At 55.7% G+C, this 23,668-nt stretch carries 23 protein-coding genes; 6 read left to right on the forward strand and 17 right to left on the reverse strand.

What is annotated here, in order from left to right:
* Window positions 1–77: 77 nt before the first annotated feature.
* The 11 genes from NHAL_RS08520 to NHAL_RS08570 all read right to left on the reverse strand — a co-directional run bounded on the left by NHAL_RS08520 (window position 78) and on the right by NHAL_RS08570 (window position 11,487).
* Window positions 78–1,628: a phospholipase D family protein gene (locus tag NHAL_RS08520; RefSeq protein WP_157862523.1), complete on the reverse strand. Its 1,551-nt coding sequence runs from the start codon at window positions 1,626–1,628 to the stop codon at window positions 78–80.
* A gap of 81 nt (window positions 1,629–1,709) precedes the next feature.
* The gene (locus tag NHAL_RS08525) at window positions 1,710–3,266 is read right to left on the reverse strand and encodes an FAD-binding oxidoreductase (protein ID WP_013032765.1); all 1,557 of its coding nucleotides are present in this window, start codon (window positions 3,264–3,266) and stop codon (window positions 1,710–1,712) included.
* Window positions 3,267–3,278: 12 nt separating this feature from the next.
* On the reverse strand, window positions 3,279–3,992 hold the full coding sequence (locus NHAL_RS08530) for a twin-arginine translocation signal domain-containing protein (RefSeq protein WP_013032766.1): 714 nt from the start codon (window positions 3,990–3,992) through the stop codon (window positions 3,279–3,281).
* Window positions 3,982–4,446, reverse strand: coding sequence for a c-type cytochrome (locus NHAL_RS08535; RefSeq protein ID WP_013032767.1), 465 nt, complete (start codon window positions 4,444–4,446; stop codon window positions 3,982–3,984). The genes NHAL_RS08530 and NHAL_RS08535 overlap by 11 nt, the downstream gene beginning before the upstream one ends.
* Before the next feature lie 36 nt (window positions 4,447–4,482).
* A complete protein-coding gene (nhaA, locus tag NHAL_RS08540) occupies window positions 4,483–6,318 on the reverse strand; it encodes a Na+/H+ antiporter NhaA (protein ID WP_013032768.1) in 1,836 nt (611 codons plus the stop codon).
* 116 nt (window positions 6,319–6,434) lie between these two features.
* Window positions 6,435–7,367: an aldehyde dehydrogenase family protein gene (locus NHAL_RS20335; RefSeq protein WP_013032769.1), complete on the reverse strand. Its 933-nt coding sequence runs from the start codon at window positions 7,365–7,367 to the stop codon at window positions 6,435–6,437.
* 150 nt (window positions 7,368–7,517) lie between these two features.
* A complete protein-coding gene (locus tag NHAL_RS08550) occupies window positions 7,518–8,258 on the reverse strand; it encodes an intradiol ring-cleavage dioxygenase (RefSeq protein ID WP_013032770.1) in 741 nt (246 codons plus the stop codon).
* A 77-nt stretch (window positions 8,259–8,335) separates the two neighbouring features.
* Complete coding sequence (locus NHAL_RS08555) at window positions 8,336–9,250, reverse strand: DUF5996 family protein (RefSeq protein ID WP_013032771.1); 915 nt, start codon at window positions 9,248–9,250, stop codon at window positions 8,336–8,338.
* A 39-nt stretch (window positions 9,251–9,289) separates the two neighbouring features.
* Window positions 9,290–9,892 (reverse strand): NAD(P)H:quinone oxidoreductase, encoded by a 603-nt coding sequence (gene wrbA / locus NHAL_RS08560; protein ID WP_013032772.1) that lies wholly within the window; start codon window positions 9,890–9,892, stop codon window positions 9,290–9,292.
* Window positions 9,893–10,068: 176 nt separating this feature from the next.
* On the reverse strand, window positions 10,069–10,893 hold the full coding sequence (locus NHAL_RS08565) for a DODA-type extradiol aromatic ring-opening family dioxygenase (RefSeq protein WP_013032774.1): 825 nt from the start codon (window positions 10,891–10,893) through the stop codon (window positions 10,069–10,071).
* A 129-nt stretch (window positions 10,894–11,022) separates the two neighbouring features.
* On the reverse strand, window positions 11,023–11,487 hold the full coding sequence (locus NHAL_RS08570; protein WP_013032775.1) for a DoxX family protein: 465 nt from the start codon (window positions 11,485–11,487) through the stop codon (window positions 11,023–11,025).
* Window positions 11,488–11,593: 106 nt separating this feature from the next.
* On the opposite strand from NHAL_RS08570, the gene NHAL_RS08575 reads away from it, so the two are divergent.
* A complete protein-coding gene (locus NHAL_RS08575; RefSeq protein ID WP_013032776.1) occupies window positions 11,594–12,541 on the forward strand; it encodes a LysR family transcriptional regulator in 948 nt (315 codons plus the stop codon).
* Window positions 12,542–12,567: 26 nt separating this feature from the next.
* On the opposite strand, the gene NHAL_RS08580 is transcribed toward NHAL_RS08575, so the two are convergent.
* Window positions 12,568–13,926, reverse strand: a complete 1,359-nt coding sequence (locus NHAL_RS08580) for an FAD-dependent oxidoreductase (protein ID WP_013032777.1) — start codon at window positions 13,924–13,926, stop codon at window positions 12,568–12,570.
* Between the two features lie 120 nt (window positions 13,927–14,046).
* Window positions 14,047–14,673, reverse strand: a complete 627-nt coding sequence (locus NHAL_RS08585; protein WP_013032778.1) for a hypothetical protein — start codon at window positions 14,671–14,673, stop codon at window positions 14,047–14,049.
* Between the two features lie 179 nt (window positions 14,674–14,852).
* Between NHAL_RS08585 and NHAL_RS08590 the strand changes: the two genes are divergently transcribed.
* Both NHAL_RS08590 and NHAL_RS08595 read left to right on the forward strand, forming a co-directional pair.
* A complete protein-coding gene (locus NHAL_RS08590; RefSeq protein WP_013032779.1) occupies window positions 14,853–15,899 on the forward strand; it encodes a hemin-degrading factor in 1,047 nt (348 codons plus the stop codon).
* A 4-nt stretch (window positions 15,900–15,903) separates the two neighbouring features.
* Entirely contained in the window at window positions 15,904–16,551 is a 648-nt protein-coding gene (locus tag NHAL_RS08595; RefSeq protein WP_013032780.1) for a class I SAM-dependent methyltransferase, read from the forward strand.
* A gap of 67 nt (window positions 16,552–16,618) precedes the next feature.
* Here NHAL_RS08595 and NHAL_RS08600 read toward each other — a convergent pair whose 3' ends face one another.
* The gene (locus tag NHAL_RS08600; protein WP_013032781.1) at window positions 16,619–17,020 is read right to left on the reverse strand and encodes a DUF1523 family protein; all 402 of its coding nucleotides are present in this window, start codon (window positions 17,018–17,020) and stop codon (window positions 16,619–16,621) included.
* Between the two features lie 347 nt (window positions 17,021–17,367).
* On the opposite strand from NHAL_RS08600, the gene NHAL_RS08605 reads away from it, so the two are divergent.
* Window positions 17,368–17,751, forward strand: a complete 384-nt coding sequence (locus tag NHAL_RS08605; RefSeq protein WP_013032782.1) for a PH domain-containing protein — start codon at window positions 17,368–17,370, stop codon at window positions 17,749–17,751.
* Between the two features lie 3 nt (window positions 17,752–17,754).
* Window positions 17,755–18,054 carry a hypothetical protein gene (locus NHAL_RS20340; RefSeq protein WP_013032783.1) on the forward strand — a complete coding sequence of 100 codons (300 nt, stop codon included), beginning with the start codon at window positions 17,755–17,757 and terminating at the stop codon, window positions 18,052–18,054.
* Here the strand turns inward: NHAL_RS20340 and NHAL_RS19790 are convergent.
* Window positions 17,995–19,674, reverse strand: coding sequence for a phosphoenolpyruvate--protein phosphotransferase (locus tag NHAL_RS19790; protein WP_013032784.1), 1,680 nt, complete (start codon window positions 19,672–19,674; stop codon window positions 17,995–17,997). The two genes, NHAL_RS20340 and NHAL_RS19790, sit on opposite strands and share 60 nt — an antisense overlap.
* A gap of 112 nt (window positions 19,675–19,786) precedes the next feature.
* Window positions 19,787–20,065 carry a transcriptional regulator gene (locus NHAL_RS08620; RefSeq protein WP_013032785.1) on the reverse strand — a complete coding sequence of 93 codons (279 nt, stop codon included), beginning with the start codon at window positions 20,063–20,065 and terminating at the stop codon, window positions 19,787–19,789.
* A gap of 423 nt (window positions 20,066–20,488) precedes the next feature.
* Between NHAL_RS08620 and NHAL_RS08630 the strand changes: the two genes are divergently transcribed.
* Window positions 20,489–21,829 carry a KamA family radical SAM protein gene (locus NHAL_RS08630; RefSeq protein WP_013032786.1) on the forward strand — a complete coding sequence of 447 codons (1,341 nt, stop codon included), beginning with the start codon at window positions 20,489–20,491 and terminating at the stop codon, window positions 21,827–21,829.
* A 22-nt stretch (window positions 21,830–21,851) separates the two neighbouring features.
* On the opposite strand, the gene NHAL_RS08635 is transcribed toward NHAL_RS08630, so the two are convergent.
* Complete coding sequence (locus tag NHAL_RS08635) at window positions 21,852–23,591, reverse strand: SulP family inorganic anion transporter (protein ID WP_013032787.1); 1,740 nt, start codon at window positions 23,589–23,591, stop codon at window positions 21,852–21,854.
* Window positions 23,592–23,668 lie beyond the last annotated feature (77 nt).

Raw genomic sequence — 23,668 nt, forward strand, 5'->3', positions numbered from 1 at the left:
CGTGGAGAGGGGGGGGTTTTTGGAGTTGTAAAACCGTCTGAATATTGAAACCTAATATTCACCCTTATGCACCCAGTCTATAATAGCCACTCAATCGGTAGCCACGACAGAAACCGGATTCCGGCACGTTGCCAAAAGCTTGTGCCCGGTTCCGTATTATGCCGCACCCGCTTCCTTTTCTGATGCTCAATCCAGTATAATTGCCCGGTATCCGACAAATGCACTTCATAAGCACTAGCAGGAACACTGCTATCGAGTGCGGCTTTGATTTGTTGGGCCAATACTGGGCTATCAATAACAAAACCCAATTCAGTGTTCAGCTTTGCCGAGCGCGGATCGAAATTAAACGATCCAATGAAAACACAGTGTTGATCCACCGAAAACGTTTTCGCGTGCAGGCTTGAAGCAGAGCTGCCTATCGGGCCAGCGCTTTTACTCGCCCCCCTCTCTGGCGACAAGCGCCGCAACTCGTAGAGTGTGATGCCGGCCTTAAGCAGAGCCCTGCGCCGTTTTGCATAGCCGGCATGGACGATGGCAACATCTGTGGCTTCAAATGAGTTAGTCAGTACCTTGACTCTCACGTCCCGGCCCGTTAAAGCAGTGAACCAGTCGACGCCGGCAGCGGTAGGTACGAAATAGGCCGATACAAGTTCCATGTCCGTTTTCGGTTTGCCGATGATTTTTTCCAGTTTATAGGGCAAAAGCGTGTCAGGCGCAGCAAGTCCTAGCCCTTTAGCGGGGTCATCGCTAATCATACGCACTGCAGCCCATTCCAACGGCAATTTTCCTTCGATCAAGTCACGTACAAAGGAAGAATGGCGTAGCGTGCTCGTGTAAGCTGCGGCTGCCGGATCCTGTTCGATCAGCGGCGCAGCCGCCGCGATCTCTGCAAGCATTGCGGGATCAGCGGGCGGTAGCAATCGAGCAATAGGATAAGACGATGCGCTGGCCCAATACCTATCAAAATCTTTCGACACTTCGGTAACAACCGGACCCACGGCCATTACATCCAGATCAACGAACAGTACACCTTCGGTTGCCCCGAAGTACTCGTCTCCAATATTACGGCCGCCGATAATGGTAGCTTGATTATCGGCGGTAAAGGACTTGTTATGCATACGCCTATTCAACCGGGAGAAATCGGTTAAATAGCCAAGCAGGCGCGGTTTACGAATTACAAAGGGATTGAACAGACGAACCTCGATATGGGGATGAGAATCCAGCGCGGCAAGCATCGTATCGAGTCCGGAGGTATTATTGTCGTCAAGGAGCAGTCGCACTCGAACGCCCCGATTGGCTGCGGCATGAAGGGCTTCGAATAACAACGTGCCCGTCATATCCTTGCGCCAGATATAATACTGAACGTCGAGGGTACGCTCGGCTGCCTGTGCCAGCAACGCCCGTGCGGCAAACGCATCATGTGCATTCGGCAGCGGGTAAATGCCCGATTTTCCTGGATGGGCGTCAACCCGCGGAGAAATGGCCCTCCCGAGTCGAGTTCTAGCAGTGTCGAAAAGCGCGCTGGATGGGCTACGACTTTCTAGGGAGGGCAGCGCACTGTATTCCCAAATCAATCCCATACAAAACGCGAGCAGGCATAGGGCGATAATACTGATACGCGTGCTCATTGCACTGAGCATTGCCTAGCCTTGATTACTTTGAGCTATGACGCAGCGCTGAACTCTATGGCCCAGCCTATCGGCCGTGGCTCAAGACTCCAAATCAATACCCGATTTGCCAGGGGCAAAAATATTATTCGGATCCAGCGCCCGTTTGAGCGTCTTGTTGACGGCGCGCTGGGTCGGACCGTATAAATCCGCCACTTTGTCCATGAACGCGGGATTCACCCGGTAAACGCCATAACCGTGCTTGGCGAACTCATCGAGCAGCTCGTCAAAACAGGCATGGGCGGCTTTGTTTTCTTCCGGATCGGTGCGATCGAATAGCACATCGATAATATGGTGCATGGCACGCTGGGTAACGATAAACTCACCGACGTAGTCGAGGCCGTGTTTGTTGAGGATCTGGGTGGCCAACTCAACCTGTTTGCGGGTTTCCGATCCCTTGGCTTGGCTCACCGGCGCGAACCACATGGAGCCGCCGCCGCCACGCCAGTTATAGAGGCCGAACTCGGTCATGGTCATATTGCCGCGCATGAGATCGGCCCGGTATTTAAAAGCCGGATCGTCACCCGCCTCATTCTCGGTAATGATGGTGCCCTTGCCGGCCGCCTCGACTAAATCAGTGACGATCTTCCAGTTCACATCGACTTGCTCTTGGGTGCCGTACAAAGCGCCATAAGCGGTCCAGGCGCCAATCTGGTGCTCGTCGCGGATACGCTGGATAATCGCCTTGGAGGTGGCGCCCTTCTCCGTGGTGTAGTCGGAGCGGCGCACCGTAGCGCTGGCCTCGTAGAGGGTGCCGACCAGCACCACCCCGTTGGGAATGATGCCGCTGATGCTCAGGGGGCGGAACATCTCCACCAGATCCTCGATATCCTCGTCCTTATCGTAACGGATAGCGAACGGCTTGAACACTGCCGGTTCGGGCATCAGCCAGAAGCCCATCTTGGTGACGATGCCGTAATTGGACTGGGTAAAGATGCCATCCAGATAAGGACCGTAGCCCCACTTGAAGGTCTGCCAGGTGTTGGAGTTGGGTATACCGCCCATGGCGGTGCGCAGCACCTCACCATTGGCCAAGACTATTTCCATGCCGCAGGAGAACATGAAATGCTCGGCATAGGGGGTATAACCCACGCCGCGATCCAGGGTATTGCCGACCGGGCCGACGATGGCCGAGGGGGCGGGTGGGTCGACCCACAGTTTGTAGTCCTTTTCCTTGAGGTAATCGACCAACTGCTGGTAGGTGACGCCGGGTTCGACCAAGGCGGTGCAGAGCACTGGGTCGACTTCGATGATTTTATTCATCTTATTCAGGTCGAGGATGACTTGGCCGCGATGATGGGGCGCCGCCGTGCCGTAACCCAAGTTACGGCCAGTGGAGACAGTCCAAATCGGAATTTTGTGGGCGTTGCAGATCTTCACGATGCCTTGCACCTGCTCCACGGTGGTAGCCGTCAGGGCGGCCGAAGGGGCGTGTTCGGACTCGGGGACCGGCATCATATTTTTCATATAGGGGGCGAGCCGACTCGACTCCGTCCGCACATTCTCCGGCCCGAGTAGCGCCTTGAACTTTTCAACCGCCGTGTGGAATTCACTCTGCTCGACGCCCCGGGGCAGTACATTATAGTTATTAGTAGGCATGTCTTTGACTCCTCAGGTCTTGAACGCGAAAGAAACAAAATTTCCCAGCAAGGGGGCCGCTGCGATGCTGTTGCTGACTCCCGGCGATGGGTCCGTAGAATTGCTTGCTAGGCTGGCTAGAGCAAAGCCCAGGGCCACCGTCCAGCCGCCGTCCTGGGGAGTCTGCCGGGCGGTAAAGGTCATCTGGCTTAAGCCGGCGGGCCCCGCCACGGGCTGTTCGGTGAGGTGGTAACTAGGGCCACAGGCATCGAGTTCCCGTGCAAAGCGCCGACTGCAATCATGTCCGGCCTCCGCGGCCAGGAGGGTGTGCCGCGATTGTCCGCCACTTACGGCATGCTGGCCAAGCCAGTACAGGCGAGCAGCGGTCGGGCGGGCCATGTTCACAATGATCGCGCCACTGGCATCATCGACCAGTCCAATGATCTGAGCGGGTTTACCCGAATGCAGCAAAGTGTGCAGGGATTGCAGAAAATCCAGCCCCCGGTCGCAGCGCTGTACCCTCAGAGAATCGTTACTGCGCTGCGGCTGCTGGGCGGAGCGAAGGCCGGCAAGGAAAGCCGATTCGCCGGCTGAGTCATGGATTAAGGCGATGATGGGCAAGTGAGCGCCTCCTTTAAGGGCATGAGTTTTGTCAGCGAGAATGCTGCTGGAAGCGAAGCCGGGAGTCGCGGCGGCAAGACCGGAGAGCGCCAATCCCTTGAGAAACGCACGGCGGTTAACGTCCATTTTCTTCCCCTTCTTTCGATTCTGCGGCGGATTTCGAGATGTAGTCGGCGACTCCCTTTAGGGCCTCATCGTCAATAAACGCGGCCGTGAAAGCGGGCATGGCTCGCAGGCCATGGCGCACGATGAAAGTAATGTATTCCGGGGGTAGTTTGCGGCCCTTGAGGACCGGGCCGACAATACCTCCCTCATGGCAGTAGCCGCAGACTTTAGCGTAAACTTCTGCGCCATTTTTCCAGGAACCGTCCGCTCCCGCCCAGGCTGTCAGGGGCAGCAGGCAGGCAAGGCTTGAAATCCCAACGGCGAGTGACCATTTGAGCGTGATGCGTTTAGCTGAAGCAACCATTTCATCCTCCAAGTGCTTATCATTGCTTACGCCGTCGAGTACGGCGCGGCTGCGAGCCAGGATCAAGGACAGTGCCGCCATGGTGACCGTAGGTTCAACTTCGGCCCGCATGCTCAAGGCGTATATCTGTACTTTGTTGTCACAGGGCTAGCTAGCCTCCTTCTCCTTTGTCCCCGCCCACCCGAGTATCGCCACACCGATGATCGCCGACAGTAGGGAAGCACTGAACACGGCGATCTTTGCGGCCGCGAAATCCGCCTCCAGCGGGAATGCCTGTCCCGCGATGAATAGCGACATCGTGAAGCCGATCCCAGACAAAGCTCCGGCGCCTATCACCTGCATCCAGGAATACTCGGCTGGCTTCGTCGCGAGGCCGAGTCGGACAGCGAGCGCTGGAACGAGGACCATCCCAACGGGTTTGCCGACGACCAGTCCGAGAGTGATCGCGGCGAACAGAGATTCGTGGCCGTCCAGTACATCAACCGTCAATGCGACACCCGCATTGGCCAGCGCGAACACCGGCAACACCACATAGCTTGACCAAGGCTCCACGTGCCGCAGGACGCGGGCGGCAGGGGATTCCAGCCGATCATGAATGGCATCGAGTGCCTGGAGCGCCGGTGTGGATAATCTGTGCCCCAGGCCTTCGGGTCCTTCTGACGTTTCCACTGCAATGATGGTATCTGCCTGCGCCATCAGAGCAGACAGGTTCGGCGGAGGACGGGTTGGAATCAACAGGGCTAGAACCACGCCGGCCAAAGTGGCGTGGATGCCTCCTTCGTGCACACAGACCCAGAGCGCCAGTCCGAGCAGCGCATAAGGAGCAACGCGGTAGATGCCGGATTTGTTGAGCAGCATCAGCAAACCAACGATCGCCAAGGCGGCGACCAGAAACCCGCTATGCAGGTCACTGGAGTAGAACAATGCCACGACAGTGATTGCGCCGATATCGTCGACAATGGCTGCCGCAGTTAGGAAGATGCGTAATTCCACTGGAACGCGTTTCCCCATCATGGCGATCAGCGCCACGGCGAAAGCCGTATCGGTCGCCATCGGCACGCCCCACCCCGAGGCCCACGGGCCACCCGGTATGGCAAGCGCGTACAACGACGCCGGAACCACCATCCCGCCGATCGCGGCTGCGACCGGCAGCGCCGCGAGCCTCCGGCTTGACAGATGGCCGATAGTGAACTCCCGCTTGATTTCCAGACCGACGACCAGGAAAAAAATACTTAGCAGACCGTCGTTTACCCAGTTCAACAACGGCAGCTGATAGCCGGTGTCGCCCCATGTAAAACCTAGGCTTCGGTGCCAGAACGCGCTGAAACCGGCGGCGAAGGGAGAGTTTGTCAGTGCGACCGCCACCAGCGAGGCCAGCAGAAGGAGCACACCGAGTGCGGGCGTCCAAGCCGCGAACTCGAGCGCAGCGGTTCGCACGCGATGACCCAGTGAACCGAGCAAGGCATCGGCGAATGAAACTTCGTCCCACGGACCGTCGTAGCGCCGACCATTGATGAAGAAGGTAGGCGTTAGAAGGGCGCCACTCGCCTGCGCGCTCATGAGGTCAGCCGCCACATGCGCTTTCGCACGGTCGGCGGCCGTCGTGGCCGCGGCACTACCTCTTGGCGGCAAGCCCAGATTACTGGCTATCGCGGAAAGATCCTCCTCGGTCAGGGTCGGAGAGCGAGTCATCAGGGCGATGTGCGCTTTCCAGAACTGCTCCGGAGTTTCGGCCTGCTCGACCAGCTCGGCGGCGCGAAGCGCCAGGTCGTTACCGGTCAGGGGCTTGTGCCGGAAGACGTACCTGAGGCGGTCGCCGAACTGGTCACGAATCTTGGCGATCTGCTCGTTGACCGCACGGCAGCGCGGGCAGGCATAGCTGCCGTACTCAACGAGAGTAATGGGTGCGTCCGAAGGACCCAGGACGTGATCGCGTCCTGGAACGACGGGCCGGTCCAGTTGGTGGGTGCGTTCAGCCGACATTGCGTCTCCAATGACGCATTTGCCGAGCCGGACAGCGATTATCGAGATGGCGCTGCCGTCGAAGTCTGAGGTGTCCTGGCAATTCAGGGGTGTCCATTTTTCTCAGGATACCTCATTTAGAATGGATACTGTCGTGGCGTATGCTGCACGGTGACCCATTGGGGGGTCGTAAACTCTTCAATGATCCAGTCACCGCCGAAACGACCCAATCCGCTGTTCTTCTCACCGCCAAAGGGATTATTGGCGAGATCATTCACCGGCTGGTCGTTGAGGTGGGCCATACCGACCTCCATCTGGAGGGCAAAGGCTAGTCCGCGATTTTCATCTCGCGTGAACACGGCACCGGTCAGTCCGGCGTCAGTATCATTGGCTACCCGCAAGGCTTCGGCTTCGTCTTTCACCTTGATGATCGGAGCAACAGGCCCGAAAATCTCCTCGCGCGCGATCCTCATGGCCATGGTGACGCCCGTGAAAATATGAGGTGGAATGAGCAACCCCTTTGGGGCTCCTCCCAGGAGTTCCTTGGCGCCCTCTTGGCGGGCCGATTCGATGTGGGCCATGATCCCCTCGCACTGCTGCTTATTTATGATGGGCCCGATCACCGTATCCGCCTCTTTGGGGTCCCCCACTTTGAGAGTCTTCACCCGCTCCACAAACCGGTGCACGAATTCATCATGAACAGCCTGATGGACGATGATCCGGTTGGCAATCATGCAGATCTGCCCTTGATTGATGAATTTCCCGAAGACGGCGGCATCGGCGGCCGTATCCATATCCGCGTCATCCAGGACCACCAGTGGGCCGTTGCCTCCCAGTTCGAGAGCGACCTTTTTGATGATCGGACTCCTCATGCTATTGATGCCAATGTCCATACCGACTGCCGTGGAGCCGGTGAACGAATTCAGACGCGGGATCGGGTGCGAGGTAAACGCGGACCCGATCTCGCGGGCAGACCCAACGACCACATTGAACAGACCGGCGGGCAGACCCGCTTCCTCATAAATCTTCGCCAGCATCAAAGCGCCCGTTACCGGGGTATCGCTTGGCATGCATTATTCACCCGCCAACCGACTTATCAGATAGCCAAGCATTCGCCCAGATTTGATCACCACCATCGGCGCCGGGTCTCCTTGGCCTCGACAACTTCAATCGCTGTTGACCAGGGTGGCGCTGAACCCTGAGCAAAGCCAAGCGATATTTCAGGTCATCTGAAGTCCGATATCGAACGTTCCGACGTAGCCTGCGGCCTCCTTGGCGAGCGGGAGTATCAGCTCGTTGCCGCCCCCTTGGAAGATACGATCGTCGGCGTTCCTCAAAGTGCGCTGTCCTCTTGTGGCGTAGGGCGCCTGCGCGTGCACTCGATCCGTGAGGGAGTCGTCGAAATAAAGCTGTGAGGTAAATTCATGGCCCCGTGGCGAGGTAGGATCGGTGCGAATCTTGAAATGGATATGGACGGTTCTGCCCGGATACCATCCCGGATAGATAGTGACGAACTCCACCTTCCCGCTGGCGTCCGTTATCTGATATCCCCGCAAAAACTTCTTCCCCCGGGTATCGAATAACCCGTTGATGTCCTGAACGTCCGAATAAACGCCCAGCGCATCACATTGCCAAACATCCACCATGGCGCCACTCAGTGGCGTACAAGCGCTACCCTCTATCCGGGAGATGCGAAACACCAAACGCAACGGAACGCCCTCTTTCATCGCATGGTCCGAGGGCTCGAAGCGGATGTCGGAGCGGTTGAGCTTCTCATCCACGAAATAGGGGCCTTCCGTCTGCTGGGGTCTCACCACGCAGGTAGGCATCCCAGGTGTGGACTGCCCCCGTACGTGCCTTCCCATCACCAGAGAGGCGGCTGTGACCCCCGTTAGAAGGAGCATCTCTCGTCGGCTGAGATGACGTCCTACCCCCATCTTATTCCCAAAGTTTCGCTTCATGATGTGTTTATCTCCCAGTGGAATTGCTTTTCGTCGTTACCTCGTAAGGACATCCGTGGGTGCCCCATTCGATGGTCCTATCTTCGCTCCAACCCATGGCGGTCCCACCCGGCGAGGTCAGCAGCCGCCTCGTAGGTGCGCTGTAAGAATTCCAGCAGCACCGTGTCGGGTTCGTCAGCCATTCGCACCGCCTCGTAGGGCAGGATGAATTCGCCCAGCGCTTCGTGGTAGTAGGCCGCCTCCGGTCCCACGGCGTATTTCCGAAAGCCGTCCGGCTCAGGGTAAGCATAGGCGTAGAAGGCGGCCTCGCCTAGCCCGGCGCCCGGCCAGAAGCCGGCGCTCGAGACCTCATGGGAATAGGCCTCTTCCGCCACCCAATCCGCACAATTGGGGATGCCCCCCGGGTGTTTCGGCGCGGTCCGGCCCGAGAAGCGGGTCACCGCCAGATCGAACGCGCCCCAGAAAAAATGCACCGGGCTCACCTTTCCAATGAAACGGGCGCGGAAGTCTGTAAAGACCCGGTGCACCTGCAGCAAGGCACGCCAGAAGCGCTCGACCGGCTCCGGATCGTAGGCTGTATGGGCTTCGTCCTCGGGGAAGGGCTGGATAGGGTTGGGAATTTCGACGGGCATCGGCCAAATGGGCGTCTCGATGTGCAGTTCGCCGAGGACTCCCATGACTTTCTGGTAGAAGTCCGCCACCGACATGGGCTCCAACGCAAAGGAGCGCTGCTCGCCCACGGCGGTCGTCACCTGCAAGGCGTGGCGATGGAAATCGAAAGCGATCTCGAAAGCGCCAGCGCCATAGGGGATGGGGGAGGTCGTCAGCCCACGGACCGTGACGTAGAAAGGAACATGCCAGGAGTGGTTGATCCAGGGCATCTGCGCTAGCCGGATCTTTCCTACGATCTGACTCCAGAGGTGGAGCGTCTCGTAGGTATCCTGCCACTGTTCCAAGGGCAACTTCGGCCACTGTGCGTTGGGTAGGGTCATGAAGCTTTCTCCTCAGCTGTAAAACTGGATGTAGAGCGGTTATTCCACGACCTTTTTCGTAAACTTAGCCACATACTCACCTTGAAAGCGGGCGATTGTCAGCTCGTTCTCTGAGGGTTGCCGGCTACCATCGGCGTCTGCCAGCGTGCTTGCACCATACGGGGAACCGCCCGTAATTTCATTCATGTTGAGCAGCGCTTGGCAGGAATAGGGAACACCGACGATCGCCATGCCTTGGTGCAGCAACGTGCTATGGAAGGAGGTGATCGTGGTTTCCTGTCCGCCGTGTTGAGAAGCGGTAGAGGTGAAGACACTGCCCACCTTACCAATCAGCGCACCGCTCATCCAATGCTTCCCCGTCTGGTCAAGAAAGTTTCGCATTTGAGCGCACATATTCCCAAACCGGGTGGGCGTTCCGAAAATGATCCCGTCGTATTCCGGCAATTCATCAACCGTGGCAATGGGGGCTTCTTGATCGAGCTTGGCCCCCGCATTGCGGGCGACCTCCTCTGGCATCAGTTCCGGCACCCGCTTTAGGGTGACCTCGACCTCATCCACGGAGCGAGCTCCTTCGGCTACAGCGTGAGCCATCGTCTCCACATGGCCATACATGCTGTAATAAAGAACGAGTAGTTTTGCCATGGGTCATACCTCCTAGGTGTTTGCTATTGTGTTGACTGAGCCTTACCCGTCAAAGCGAACGGCGCCGGCAATTTGGAAAAAATGGGAGCGCTGAAATCGATTCTTTCCCCTCTCCAAATAGTCACTGTTGTTACCTAAACGATTAATTTTTGAAAAGCTTTCCATGATTCGGACCGTTACGGTTGGCCATAGGTATCCCCAAAAAGAAAGGCGGACTGGACACTGCCGAGCACCTGGTCCTCGAACACTTTCAACCCTGAGTCCCCATCCGCCGCACCGGCCACCACATGGAGGGGCAATAGGTGCTCCTCCCGTGGATGGGAGTCCCGTGCCCCCGGCGCACGGGCCCAATCGAGCAGCCGTGGTTCCCTTTGCGCGGGCGGCAAAGCCACGGTTTCCGCTAGCCAGGCATCGAAATGCTGCGAGGCGGGATCGAGGGCTGTGCCGCCGTGGCGCAATTGCGCCATATTGTGGTAGCTCATGCCACTGCCGACGATCAGCACCCCCTGGCGGCGAAGGGGCGCCAAGGCCTGGCCTGCCTTGAGGTGCTCGGCGGGGTCCAGGCCTGATCGTAGCGACAACTGCACCACCGGCACATCGGCCTCCGGGAAGGCCAGCTTCATGGGGATAAACACCCCGTGATCCAGACCTCGCTCATGGTCTTCGGCCACCGTAAAGCCCTCCGCCGCCAGCAGTGCGCCAACCTCCGCGGCCAACGCAGGAGCACCCGGTGCGGGCCAGGTGAGGCGGTAGGTATGCTCGGGGAAGCCATTATAGTCGTAGAGCAGGCCGGGTTGGGCCTGGGCATTAACCGTGAAGACCTCGGCTTCCCAGTGGGCGGAGACCACCAACAGGGCCTTTGGTGTTGCGCCCACCTGGCCCGTGAGGCCCCGCAGCCAGGATTCCATCCGCTCCCAGGTCCCCGGGGGATTCCAGTCCATGAAAAAGCACGGTCCGGCCCCATGGGGCACAAACATACTCGGCAAACGGTTTTCGGGCATCTCAGTGTTCTCCTCTGTGTGTGCCTAATCATACCAATTTCATGTAATTTTGCATTCTATATATTCAGTCTAAACAACCACTTGAAGCCTCAATAAATTGCATTCTTTAACTAAATTGGTATCAGATACTCAGATTCGTAGACCCAATTGCGCATCCAGGGAATAGCGGTCGCCGCCACGGAAAAAGATGGCCAGGGCCATCAGCCCCCACATCAGGGGATATTCAAAACCGCCATTGTTCCAAAAGAAACCACTGGGCACATGGACGGATATAATTACCGCCATGAAGACGGCCACGATTAGCGCCGCCGGACGGGTCAGCAGGCCCAACACCAGGGCTAGGCCGCCGAAGAATTCGATGAGGCCGGCCAACAGGGCGAATAAAATACCGGGTTCCATCCCCAAGTTGCTGGCGAAATATTGGCCGGTGGCGGTCAGGCCATGACCCCCAAACCCGCCGAATAATTTCTGCGCCCCATGGGGCATCAGCAGCAGGCCAGTGGTCACCCGCACCAGCGGGTAGCTCAAGGGAGCTAAGCGGTTGAAGAAGGTCGGGCCGGGGGTGGTGGTTGCCGTAGATATTAGGGTGTTCATTGCACTTCTCCGTTGGGTTGTGGCGGGAGGCGAGGCTTGCATCCTACCGATGGAATACACTTTATGGTAGTTTCCTTTTATTTAGAAGACGGCTAAATCGGAACCCATGGTTGATGAATCGGAAACCTTAGGCGGCGCCCTGGAAGATATTCGGGCTTTCTGCGCGGTGATCGAGTTTGGCACGGTCTCGGGCGCGGCCAGGACATTGGGTGAAACCAAAGGGAGTATCAGTCGGCGTATTTCACGCCTAGAACGTCGCTTGGGCACGGCCCTGCTGGCACGGACGCCGCGGGCGGTTAGCGCCACCGAAGAAGGGCTCGCCTTCTATGCTAAGGCGCGCGAGGCCCTGTCCCTGCTTGCTGATGCGGCTGAGGGTGCCCGGCAGTCCCGCTCGGTTCCCCAAGGCCACCTGCGGGTGACCGCGCCGATCGACCTGGGGGTCGATGTGCTGCCGTCCCTGGTTGTTAAATTCCGCGCCTTGTATCCTCAGATCACGGTCGAATTGCTCCTGACTGACGTCGCCCTGGATTTGGCTGCCCACCGCATTGATTTGGCGCTCAGGGCGATCCCTGGCGAGTTGCCGGATATGGGTTATCGCGCCTCCACCGTCATCGGTTTCCATATTGGGCTGTATGCCTCACCGGCCTACCTTGCCGCTCACAACCTCCCCACCATGCCTCAGGCGTTGGTCGAGTATGATTGGGTTGCCCGGCAAGAGGGAATCGGCGCTGCGAAACTGGTGCTGACTGACCGCCGGGGTCGGGCCGTGGAAGTGTCTACTCGGCCTGTCGCTCGTGCAAGTGACTACGCTAGTGTGCATCGGATTATCTTGGCGGGAGGCGGCATCGGTCCCCTTCCCAGCATGGTGGCAGCCGCCAGTCTTGCCGGTGGATCCCTGGTCCCGGTCCTCCCCGGGTGGGCCGTCGCCGCAGGTAAGCTCTATGCGATCAGTCTAAGTGGGTTGGAGGCCCCGGCGCGGGTGCGGCTATTTCGAGAATTCATCCGCAGTAAGCTCATGAGCACTGTGGCTGCGCACGCTTCAGATCGTAATTAGGCTAACTTTATTTTAAAGTTCGCCCACTACCTGCAAGATCTAATGGTAGATCTTAAGCCCGACTTCAAAACTTGCCTAATAATATAGGGATGAAATAGGGCGGTCGGGGGTTTCAAGAAGTGCAACACTTCATGGAAAGTGGTGGCGATTTTTTTGTCCCGGGCTGATAGCTCAAGTAGCCGGGCGTTATACCAACTCATTAAGGAGGTCCCTAGGGGCCGCTTGCCCTCCGTTTGGGCGTACAGAAAATCAACACTGGTTGCCATCCTCCAGGCGTTATCAATGAGGCGGGAGGCATTTTTAAAATAGTCTCTGGAGAGCCCTGATAGGTCATCCCTAAAGTGCTGTAAACATGTCTCTAAAGCCTCTGCTTCCAGGGCACAGACGGTGATTCCCTGACCATAAATGGGATTAAAACTGCACATGGCATCTCCCATGACCAGAAAACCTTCAGGGAATGGTGCAAGACGTTCATAATGTCGGCGAAGATAAGTGGGAAACCGGTATTTGGTAATGGGGGTAAGGGGGCTGGCATTTTGAATGGCCTGATAAATTCCTGGGTGATCCAATGCTTTGGCAAATTGGAGGAAGCCTTCATCGTCTTCGGGGGGATAGTCCCGCAACGCACCAACTAAGGTCACCAACCAGCGTTTTTTTTCGACAGGGAAGATAACGCCAAACTTAGTGCTGGAGGGGGCTTTGGGGTAGATAGCTAGAATTTTCCACTCAGATTTGAAATCTGGAGGTGGCTGGTAGAGTCGACTCCCATACCCCAGATGGATCCCCACTCTAGTTTCCTCCGGTCTAGGATAACCCAATGCTTCCAGCCATTTCGGATTTCTGCTGCCTCGACCGCTGGCATCAATGACTAGATCTGCCGCAAGAGTTTTCACAGCTCCCTTGTCTGCTGGTCGAATGTGGACTCCGGTGATGCGTTGTTTCCGGGCATCGGTCTGTAATCCGACGACCGAGGTAGCAGTAAGAAATTGAACAGGGTGATGCAATGCCAAGTGGCGTTTTAGATGCCACTCAAGAAATGGGCGAGTTTGTGAGTATCCAAAAATTTTAGTGCTTGGAGGCAGTCTCCAGGCGCCATGATGGAACCACTGGAGTTCTTCAGTAGAGATATCGACTACAATGCTGCCCTGTTCTACTAAGTCTGCGAAGAGCTTGGGAAATTGCTTGGCGATTGCAGTAGCGCCCCTTGCCAACAGAACATGGCCGTGTCGCCCTTGGGGGACTCCCTTTCGCGGATTTGGCGTTGGTGTTTCAATATCCTTGTCCACCAAGGTGACCCGCTGGAAATGATTTTGAAGAATCCGGGCCGCCAGCAAGCCAGCGATACTGGCCCCGATGACCACCGCATGACCCTGGGAATTTCTCATTGAAGCCTCACAGGAGAGTTAGGCGATTCCTTCGCTTCAATACCTCACTTTTGCCGAGGAATTTACTCTCCTTACGTGAACCACCTTCCCTAAAGTTTTCCTTCAACCTTTTCCCGCCAGTTAATGGGATGAGCGATTTGAGGTGTGGCTTAGGTTGCCCTCAAAGACAGGATTTGTCGCTTCGTGGTTTTCATGGCGGGTTGATGCCTGCATGGGGGCATAGCTCTCCCCGCGTTTGGGGGGGGGAACAGGTTGATGGGTGCGTAAACGACGCCTTGTTTGGATGAGGGAGGCGATTACGAAAACGAGCAGGGCAGCCAGGGTGCCCTCTAATAAGAGGAAAGCACCAATCTTGAAATAGGCAAAACCCGGATGGACAAAGCGCACCAGCCAGCCGCCCGCTTCATTAGCCACTGCGGCAAAAAAGGTCAGGCCGGAGAGCCACACCTTGAGAGACATGGGAAGTTCCGTAAACAGCATCAGATGAGCCAGGGTGAGCACGAGAATACCCATGGAAAAAAGGTGGAAGTGGGAGACTTCCAGCAAGCTTTGGTAGCTAATGGGTTGGGTGAAGTCTTCTTCCGAGCCTAGATAATAGTCCGCCACAGAGCTAGGCGTTAAACCCATTTTGTGAAAATACATCAATCCATTGCTGACCCAAAGTAGGGCGATGTAGCCCAGGAAAAGCAAGATAATGGTATTTAATAGTGTGCTGCGGCGTTGTTCTCCAGTCACAAAAAAGCGCATTTTAGTATTCCTTATTTTAATCCTTATTTTAATCCTTACCCATTTATTAATAATCCTAATCGATTTGAGAACGAATGCAAATTATTATCATTATTTTTGTAAATTGATTGACATTTAAATGATAATAATTATCATTTGCATATAATAAACTTCTCTTTCTAAACAGGGGTAGGCCTAAGATGTTGACAACGCAATGGCGGCATGACCAAGAAAAGCCCAGGGTTTGCCTTCCCAGGAGAGCTGCCCATGGGAATATCAGTGAAGTTGAAGTTTTGGCGGCCTCTTGCGGAGAAACGGTCACTCGCTTATGTGGTCTGCGGGATTTAATCAAGGAGTTACCCCAGCTAGGGAAGGTGAAGGTGGTAACGGGTAACCGCCACGCGGTCCAGGAGAAAGTAGGCCAATACCAGGCCATTAAATTACTTGATTCTTATGGGCGGATACAGGGCGACGCCATCGATTTGCGTTTGTTTCTCAACCATTGGCACTATGGTTTTGCGGTTAAAGAGAAATGGGATGATGGCTTCCGCCATAGTTTGCAGTTCTTTGATCGAGATGGGGTTGGCGTGCATAAGGTTTACCTGACCAGGGACAGTCATCGGGAAGCCTATGAAAACCTAATAGCCTGTTACCGCAGTGCCGATCAAAGGCCCCGACAATCGGTAGCGCCGGTGCCTCGGCCCCTTTTTTGCGCCGACGAAGAAATCGACGTGGCTTTACTCCGCCAGTCATGGTGCGCTCTTCAGGATATCCATGACCTTCCGGCGCTTTTTAAAAATTTTGGGATAACCCGAATTCAAGGTTTGCGTTTGGTGGGAGAGGACCTAGCCACCCCCGTTGCCTTGCCTGATCTGCAAGTATTTATGGAGGCGTTGAGGGAGGTAGCGTTGCCCTTGAGCTTTCATGTGGGCAATGGGGGAGCGGTGCAAATTCATACAGGAATGGTCAAGCAGGTGGGGATCACGGGGCTTTGGCTCACGGCCTTGGATACTGATTTTACCCTCTACTTGCGAGGAACCGGGATTGCTAGTGTCTGGATTCTGCGTAAGCCGGGGAAGGAAGGTACGTTGTGCTGCCTGGAGCTGTATAATTGGGCAGGAGAAAATGTGTTGCAGATCTTCAGCCCCTCCCGGCCGGGAGAGGTCGAGTATGGGATCTGGCAGCGGTTGTTGACAGCGTTGGAAACCGCGCCAATTTCAGAGTGCAGTCTATTACCCACAGGATAACAACATGAATGATTCAAGCCGGGAAGTGGCGCCCAAAACCCAGGGAGCCGTGCTGAAATGGCAAGCGCCGTTTTACGATGCAGAATGTGCCCTGGTGGGTTTGAGAAAGAAATTTCGACGGGAGACGCTGCGCCATGCTTGGCTAAGCCCTGGCGAGCAAGTCCTGGATGTGGGGTGCGGTACGGGAGTGTTAACCCAATTGGCGGCGGAGGAAGTGGGTCCTTCAGGGGCGGTGGTGGGGATTGACCCTTCTCCCCCAATGATTACCTTGGCCAGAAAAAAGGCAAGCCGTGCCGGGAGCCAGGCTCAGTTTGAATTGGGGGTTGTGGAAGGTCTCTCTTTTGAGGACAGGCGCTTCGATGTGGTGTTATCTAGCTTGATGTTGCACCATTTGCCTGTAGGGTTGAAACGAGAGGGATTGAGTGAAATTTATCGCGTCCTCAAGCCTGGCGGGCGTCTGTTGGCGGTGGATTTTGACCGGCCGGGTCATCCTCTATGGTGGTTGCTGCTATGGCCCCAGTTGTTCATGCCTGCTGTCGCCGCCCATGTTCGGGGTGAAATTCCGGATTATTTGTCCGCAGCGGGTTTTCGCCAGGTACAGCCGGTGGGGCGATGGTTCAATTTATTGACCTTTTGGGAAGCACAAAAATAAGGACGGGCAGCAGCTAGACAATCGGCTGAATATTGCGGTATGGGCCGAATAGGAGGAGGGGCTCCTCCTATTCTTGGGGTATTGGCTCCGGCTTTGCTTCCGTCTCCTCCCGTAGGATTTCCAGATCACTGACATTCCAGAACCACGACAAGAGATTGCTGCGCCAGCCATAATAGGTAATTTCCGCCACGAGATCATCCCGCGCGGCAATCGCTGCATCGCCCTGGATGTCAGCACTGTCAAATTTGAGCCGATGCCAGGCGTCCTCGTTACGGAATACCATCCGCTTGTCGTCCTTTTGGCGGACAGCAGTAATGCGGTATTGGTCCTGAGTGTCAATGCGTTTGACTTCAGTATCCACAATCTTGAACTGGGCAGTCCTAGGCCAGTGGTAGCTGATTAAGGCAGCAAGGGCGCCTAGGACCAGTGTCATAGCGATGACGGTGACAATTCTTTTAAGTGTTTTCACACGAAGTCCTTCGCTTAATTGGTGTTATCGATTAACTTGAGGTGAACATCGCTTGTTGGCAAGTGCGACTTTGAAAAACTTGATAAATTCTTCGTGGTGGCAGTCTAACTGCCTAGTTTGACAAAGGCAACAGGGGTTGCTCTCTGGGCCAGCGTTGCGAAATATTCCAGCGAATTCAGTAAGTGGTGTTTCTCCTGGAGCGGTTTTCCAGGTCCCTGGATTTTAAAAGGCACTTTCTCGAGATTGGCCTATTCGGGCAAACGGCCCTAATGGGGCCTCAACTCGTAGGTTTGATACTATAGTTATAAAATGGTTTTAGAATCAAACAAAACAAAGGAAAGCCTATTGTGTCGACAATACTTTATGAGGCCAACCCCTCCATGCTGCGGATGAATCCGTTTATCACAGTACTCTCTATCTTGCTGATTCCTGTCGGGATCGGAATTATCATTCTCTTATGGATGTATATCAAGACGAAAATGGACAAGCTCACGATCAAAGAGGACGAGATTATTTGGGTCCATGGCCTGTTGAATAAATCCTATACAGAGATCAATATGAATTCCGTACGCACGGTCAAGGTCAATCAGTCCTTGTTGCAAAGAATGCTAAACGCAGGCGATGTGGTGATTTTCACGGCTGGGGACAATCCTGAAGTGTCGATTCAAGGTCTTCCCGAGCCGGACAATATCCGTAACTACATCAAGGGTCAGAATGAGCAAGGGGGATAGGCCATGGGGGCAGGCTCTCGAAGCGATCTCAAAATTCTAGCGATTGTGCTTGTGGTTGCCGCTGCGTTGGTAATCGTTACCTTTGTGGCGGGGGGAGTTTTCGTGACGGGGGCAATGGCGGCGCTGGAGCCAGGGGTTGGCCTTAAAGAAGCAGCCAAGTGGTCGTTTGGAGTCACTGTCCTATTATTTATCGGGTTTGCGATAGCCGCTGGCGATGGCCTCTTGGGTGAGCTTCAGTATATATTATGGGGCTTTTTTTCTTTCTTCGGCATTATCACCCTGCTTATTGCTTGGGCCTTTTGACTTGTTAAGGGTTACCCTTCGAGCTGCCTGCCGCACCGCAAAAACTTGTTTGGGGTTGGCGCTGACTGCCTGAATACCTGCCGCGATAATCTTTTGGGTAAAATGGGCATTGCCTCCAAGCTCCCCGCATAATGAGAGGGGTTTTGCGGCTGCCTGGGCTGCTTTCGCAAGCTCCTGTATGAGCTCCCACAATACGGGATGGCTAAGTAGGGCATCGTATCCTGTATTGTCATTGGTTCGGTCGGCGGCGAAGAGGTATTGCACCAAATCGTTGGTGCCAATGCAGCCGAAGTCGATTTCCTGGAATAATTGCCCCGCTTGCAGGTAAGCGGAGGGGACTTCAAACATGATCCCATGAAGTAAGGACTCCGAGGGCAAGTCCGTTAGGGCCGAGTTGAAGAGGGCATGTAGTTGATGGAACTGATCCCGATCAGTGACCATGGGGTAAATCACGTGAATGGGCCCATGAATAGAGGCCCGGGCCAGCGCGCGCGCCTGCTCCCTAAGGATTTCGGGATGGGAAAGTAAGAGGCGGGCACCACGACATCCTAACGCCGGATTCTCCTCGGGAGGCAGTCTTAGCCAAGGTGCTGCCTTATCGGCTCCCAAATCTAATAGACGGATATACACGGGCCGTCCAGCCATTGTTTTTACCACTTCGGTGTAGCGGGCCTCTTGCTCTGTTTCAGTGAGCAAACGTCCTTTCATGAGGACCTCTGTTTCCGTGCGATATAGCCCGATTCCTTCCGCAGCGACCGTGAGCGCTTCCTGAAGATCAGCCGGGGTGTCGATATTGACCATGACCTGAAGTTCGGGAATGGGACCGATTTTCGACGGCTTAGGTTGGGCTTGACGGGTCCCCTGATGGAGGGTTTTGGCAGATGGATTTAAAATGACCTTTCCGGTATCCCCGTTGATTAAGATTTTTGCATGGGGAGGGATGGCTTGGTGGGGGTGTTGAATACCGCCGATGACTGGTAGGCCTAAGGCACGGGCTAGGATGGCTGCATGGGAGTGGATTCCTCCTTTTTCTACCAGAAAGCCCTTGACATGGCAATCTGCTTCAATAAGCAAGTGGGAGGTGAGTTCAGAGGCAATCACAATATGGTCATTTTTAAGACGGCACTCCCCGATCTCACAGTGGGGCATGTCCTTGCAGTGAAGAAAGGGGGTTGCCCTGCGGAGATGATCCAGCAATCCTTGTTTAATCTCAGCAATATCCGCAGCGCGCTGTCGTAAGTATTCCGTTTCTAGGGTCTGCAATTGGATTTGGTATTGCTCTAGTTGCTTCTCTACTGCCCGTTCGGCGTCTAATCCCTGATGTTCAATGAAGGCGAAAAGGCGTTGCTGTAGGTTCGGGTCCTCCAGAATCATCCGCTGCATTCGAAAGACGTCCGCCATCCCCGAATCCAACTTCGCTTCGGCTTCCTGGGCGAGGACCTCTAGGCGTTTTACCATCCACGTTAGGGTCTCATTAAGGCGGCCTGCTTCATCAATCGCTTCTCGATGATCAAACGTAAGGAAAGGTGTAGCTTCGCCATAGAAGCAGGCGCGTCCCCAGGCGACCCCGGGTGAAAGCGGGATACCCTTGAGTTGGATTCCTGTGGTGGTATAAAGCATGACTTTACCCCCTGCCGAGGAAAGTCGCTTAGCTGGGTTGGAGCCTATAGGCTCTATGTTGGCTCTTAACTTTAATTAGACTCTGGGTTCTTTATTATGTTCAGTTAAATTATTATTTTTCTCTGATTTGGATGAGGGGGGCACTGATCCAAGTCCCCTTGCACTGGGGGCACCTGCTTGGTTTTGACATCTTATCCCGATTAAACACAAAACCGCACTGATTGCACTTTGCTGGGGTGATCTCTATCTGGTAGGGACTGTGGCGCAGCGATTTATGTAGATGCTGGAGATCATCTCTTACTTCCTTGATGGGCTCTTCCATGGCTACTGCCAGTTCATGCACTGACATGGGATTGTTCAGCAGAATCTTGATGAGTTCTTTTCGGTACATGGGGACTATCGTATCAGCCGGTTATGCAGTTGTCGCTGCTCCAGGCGCGGATTTTCATCGGTGCGATAGCAAGGATAGTACTGGTCCATCAGATTGAGATAAAGTCTACCTTCTCTTGCCCGAAAATTCTCTGCTACTACAGGTCTATCTGCGCGACTACCCGGGACGTGGGAATGATGGTTACTTTCGGGGCATTAGTCGCGTACAAAATTTCAAAAAGTGGCCTGAATTTGTTAGCATTGCCGCCCCGCCAATAAACGGTGGTGTCAATTTTATCCTCTAGAGCCAATTGAGTTTGGCGTTCTTTGGGCGTGGTACAGCACCTCCGCCATGCCTTTGTTAACGCGCAGCGATTGCCTGCGCTTCAAGTTGTGCCAAGTGGCGTAACCCAGTTTGCAAAACAATCGTTGGGGAGCCCGATCGATGTCTAAGCAAAATATCGTGGCAATTAGCCGCACTAAAAATTGGCCCGATTTTGGCCAGCCGCGTTTCAAGGTGTTTACCGCCCGGCAATTGGATCAGATACCTCAGTTACAAAAGCTTTCCGCCGAGCGGCGGTTTGAGATGGAAGTGGTTGCCCGTGTTTTGCCTTTTCGGGTCAATGAATACGTAATCAATGAATTGATTGATTGGGGGAATGTGCCGGATGACCCCATCTTTCAACTCACTATTCCGCAGCGGGACATGCTGGCTCCGGAGCATTTCAACCGGGTGGCAAGCGCGATTATCCGGGGTGCCGACAGGAAAACCCTGGATGCCGTCATCCGTGAGGTGCGTGCCGAGTTGAATCCCCATCCAGCCGGACAGATGGAGGACAATATTCCCACCCTCAATGGGGAGCGGGTCGAAGGTTTGCAGCACAAATACCGCGAGACAGTCCTCTTTTTCCCCAGCTCCGGCCAGGTGTGCCATAGTTACTGTACTTTCTGTTTCCGCTGGGCCCAGTTTGTTGGGGACAAGGAGCTGAAGATCGCGGCCAAGGAGACCCACCAGTTGCAGGCCTACCTGCGAGCCCATCCGGAAGTGACGGATGTGCTGGTTACAGGGGGCGACCCCTTGGTGATGAAAACCCGCAACTTGCGAGCCTACCTTGAACCTTTACTGGGCGAGGCGTTTTCCCATGTAAAAACTATCCGCATTGGCACTAAGTCCCTGACCTTCTGGCCCCAGCGTTTTGTCACTGATGATGATGCTGATGATTTGTTGGCCCTGTTTGAAGAAATTCAAGGGGCCGGGAAACACCTGGCATTGATGGCCCACTATAACCACTGGCAGGAACTGGAACCGGCTATCGCCCGGGAAGCCATCCGCCGGGTCCGTGCTACCGGCGCCCAAATTCGTTCTCAAGGGCCATTACTGGCACACATTAATGACGACGCCAATATTTGGGCGCGCCTGTGGAGAACCCAGGTTGGGCTGGGTATTATCCCCTACTATATGTTTGTGGAGCGGGATACCGGAGCACGGAATTACTTTGAAGTGCCTCTAATCAAAGCTTGGCAGATTTACCGCGATGCGATCCAGAAGGTTTCGGGGATTGGCCGCACTGCCCGGGGCCCTTCGATGAGCGCCCATCCCGGTAAAGTGGAGATCCAGGGGGTCACCGAAATCCAGGGTGAAAAGGCGATTGTCCTGCGGATGATCCAGGGGCGTAACTCGGATTGGGTACAGCGTCCCTTTTTCGCTCGCTACGATGCCAATGCCACCTGGCTCGACCATCTGCAACCGGCCTTCGGTGAAGAGAAATTCTTTTTCGAACAATAAACCGCAGTTGACCGCTTCGCAGTCAGGCCTGGGTGAGTGCCTGCACCGCCTCTTCAGTTGATAGAAACACTCGCCCCGGAGGCAGCTCGGTAAGGAGGTGGGACTCCTGCAGGCGGTCCATGACCGGTCCCTTGACTTCCGCAAGGTGTACCGTGATACCCGCCTCCCGGAGCCCGATGGTGAGGCCGATGAGTGTTTCGATGGCCGACAAATCAATGTGATTTACCGGGTTCATGAGAAACACCAAATGGCGTAGTTGGGGGCGTTCTGCCACGGCATTGGCGACAAATTGATCGAGATAAGCGGCATTGGCGAAATATAATGACTCATCAATGCGTATGAGTAGCAGTTCAGGCCAAGTCTCGACTCGGTGGCGGTGAATATTGCGGTAATGTTCTGTGCCAGGCACCCGTCCCACAAGGGCGATGTGGGGTTTGGCTGCGCGCCACTGATACAGCGCCACCGATAACAGCACCCCGAGGACGAGCCCCCCTTCGAGTCCCACCACCAAGACTCCGCCGAAGGTGATGGCCAGCGACATCGTATCGGCGCGGTCGTAGCGCCAGCTCTCGCGGACGGTGTCCAGATCGATGAGCGGTGCCACCGAGACGATGATAATCGCCGCCAGGACGGCCTGTGGCAAGTAGTAAAACCACGGTGTAAGCCACAATGTCACCGTGCCGACAAGAATGGCGGTGATGAGTGCGGCGAACTGGGTTTGGGCCCCGGCAGCGAAGTTGACCATGGAACGGCTGAAGCCGCCGGCAACGGGCATGGTCCCGGTCACTGCGGCGCCCAGATTGGAGAGTCCCAAGGCCACTAGTTCCTGGTTGGGATCGATCTTCTGGCGGCGCTTGCGTGCCAGTACCTTGGCCACCGAGACGCTTTCCACATAGCCTATGAAGGCGATCATGAATGCGGGCAGCAACAGCTCACGCCATGCGGGGTTAGTTAAGAATGACAGGGTAGGTTGCGGCAAACCGGCCGGAATCTCACCTACTGTAGCCACGCCGAGGGCGTCGAGATGGAGGGTTGCCACCGCCGTGGTGGTGAGGATGACCAGCAGCAAAGGGGCTGCCCGCCCTAGGAGTTGGGCCTTGTCCTGGCTCATGCCGCGCCGGCTAAGCAGCCTGACGAGGGGGCCGCGCAGCCCTATAAGTGCCAAGGTGGTGCCCACACCAAGAGCAAGGGTCGGCCCGTTGGCGTCGAGGGCGTGGGTCGCCAACCCCTCCACCGTGCGCCAGAGGTCGCCCCGCGCAAGGGGAATGCCGGTGAGGTTACCGAGCTGGCTGGCAATAATGATAAGGGCAGCGGCGCTGGTAAAGCCGGAAAGCACCGGGTGACTGAGAAAATTAGCAAGCGCCCCTAGGCGCAGTGCGCCCAGTAGGAGCAAGGCTGCGCCGGACAGGGCCGCCAGCAGGATGGCGCCCGCTAGATAGTTCTCATCGCCGGCTGTCTGGCCGGTCGTGGCCAGTGTTTCGGCCACCAGGATCGCTGCGACTGACACCGGGCCGACGGACATGGCGCGGCTGGTGCCGGTCAGCACGTAGAGGAGCGGGGGCACCACGCTGGCGTACAGGCCCACCTCCGGGGGTAGCCCTGCGAGTACGGCGTAGGCCATGCCCTGGGGTACCAGCAATATAGCGGTGATCACGCCGGCGGTGAGATCAGCGCTGAAAGTTGCCCGTCGATAGTTGCGTAGCCACCCGAGGGCGGGTAGCCATTGCTCGGAGGGTGGAGGGGTTGAGTTGCGGTGGGTCATCACCCTGTTGTGTTGTGCCAGTTTATGGCGGGCATTTTATATAACCTGTGATAATTCATTTCAAGAGGCTATAGCAT

Origin of the sequence: Nitrosococcus halophilus Nc 4 (assembly GCF_000024725.1) — a bacterium.
Classification (GTDB): Bacteria; Pseudomonadota; Gammaproteobacteria; order Nitrosococcales; family Nitrosococcaceae; genus Nitrosococcus; species Nitrosococcus halophilus.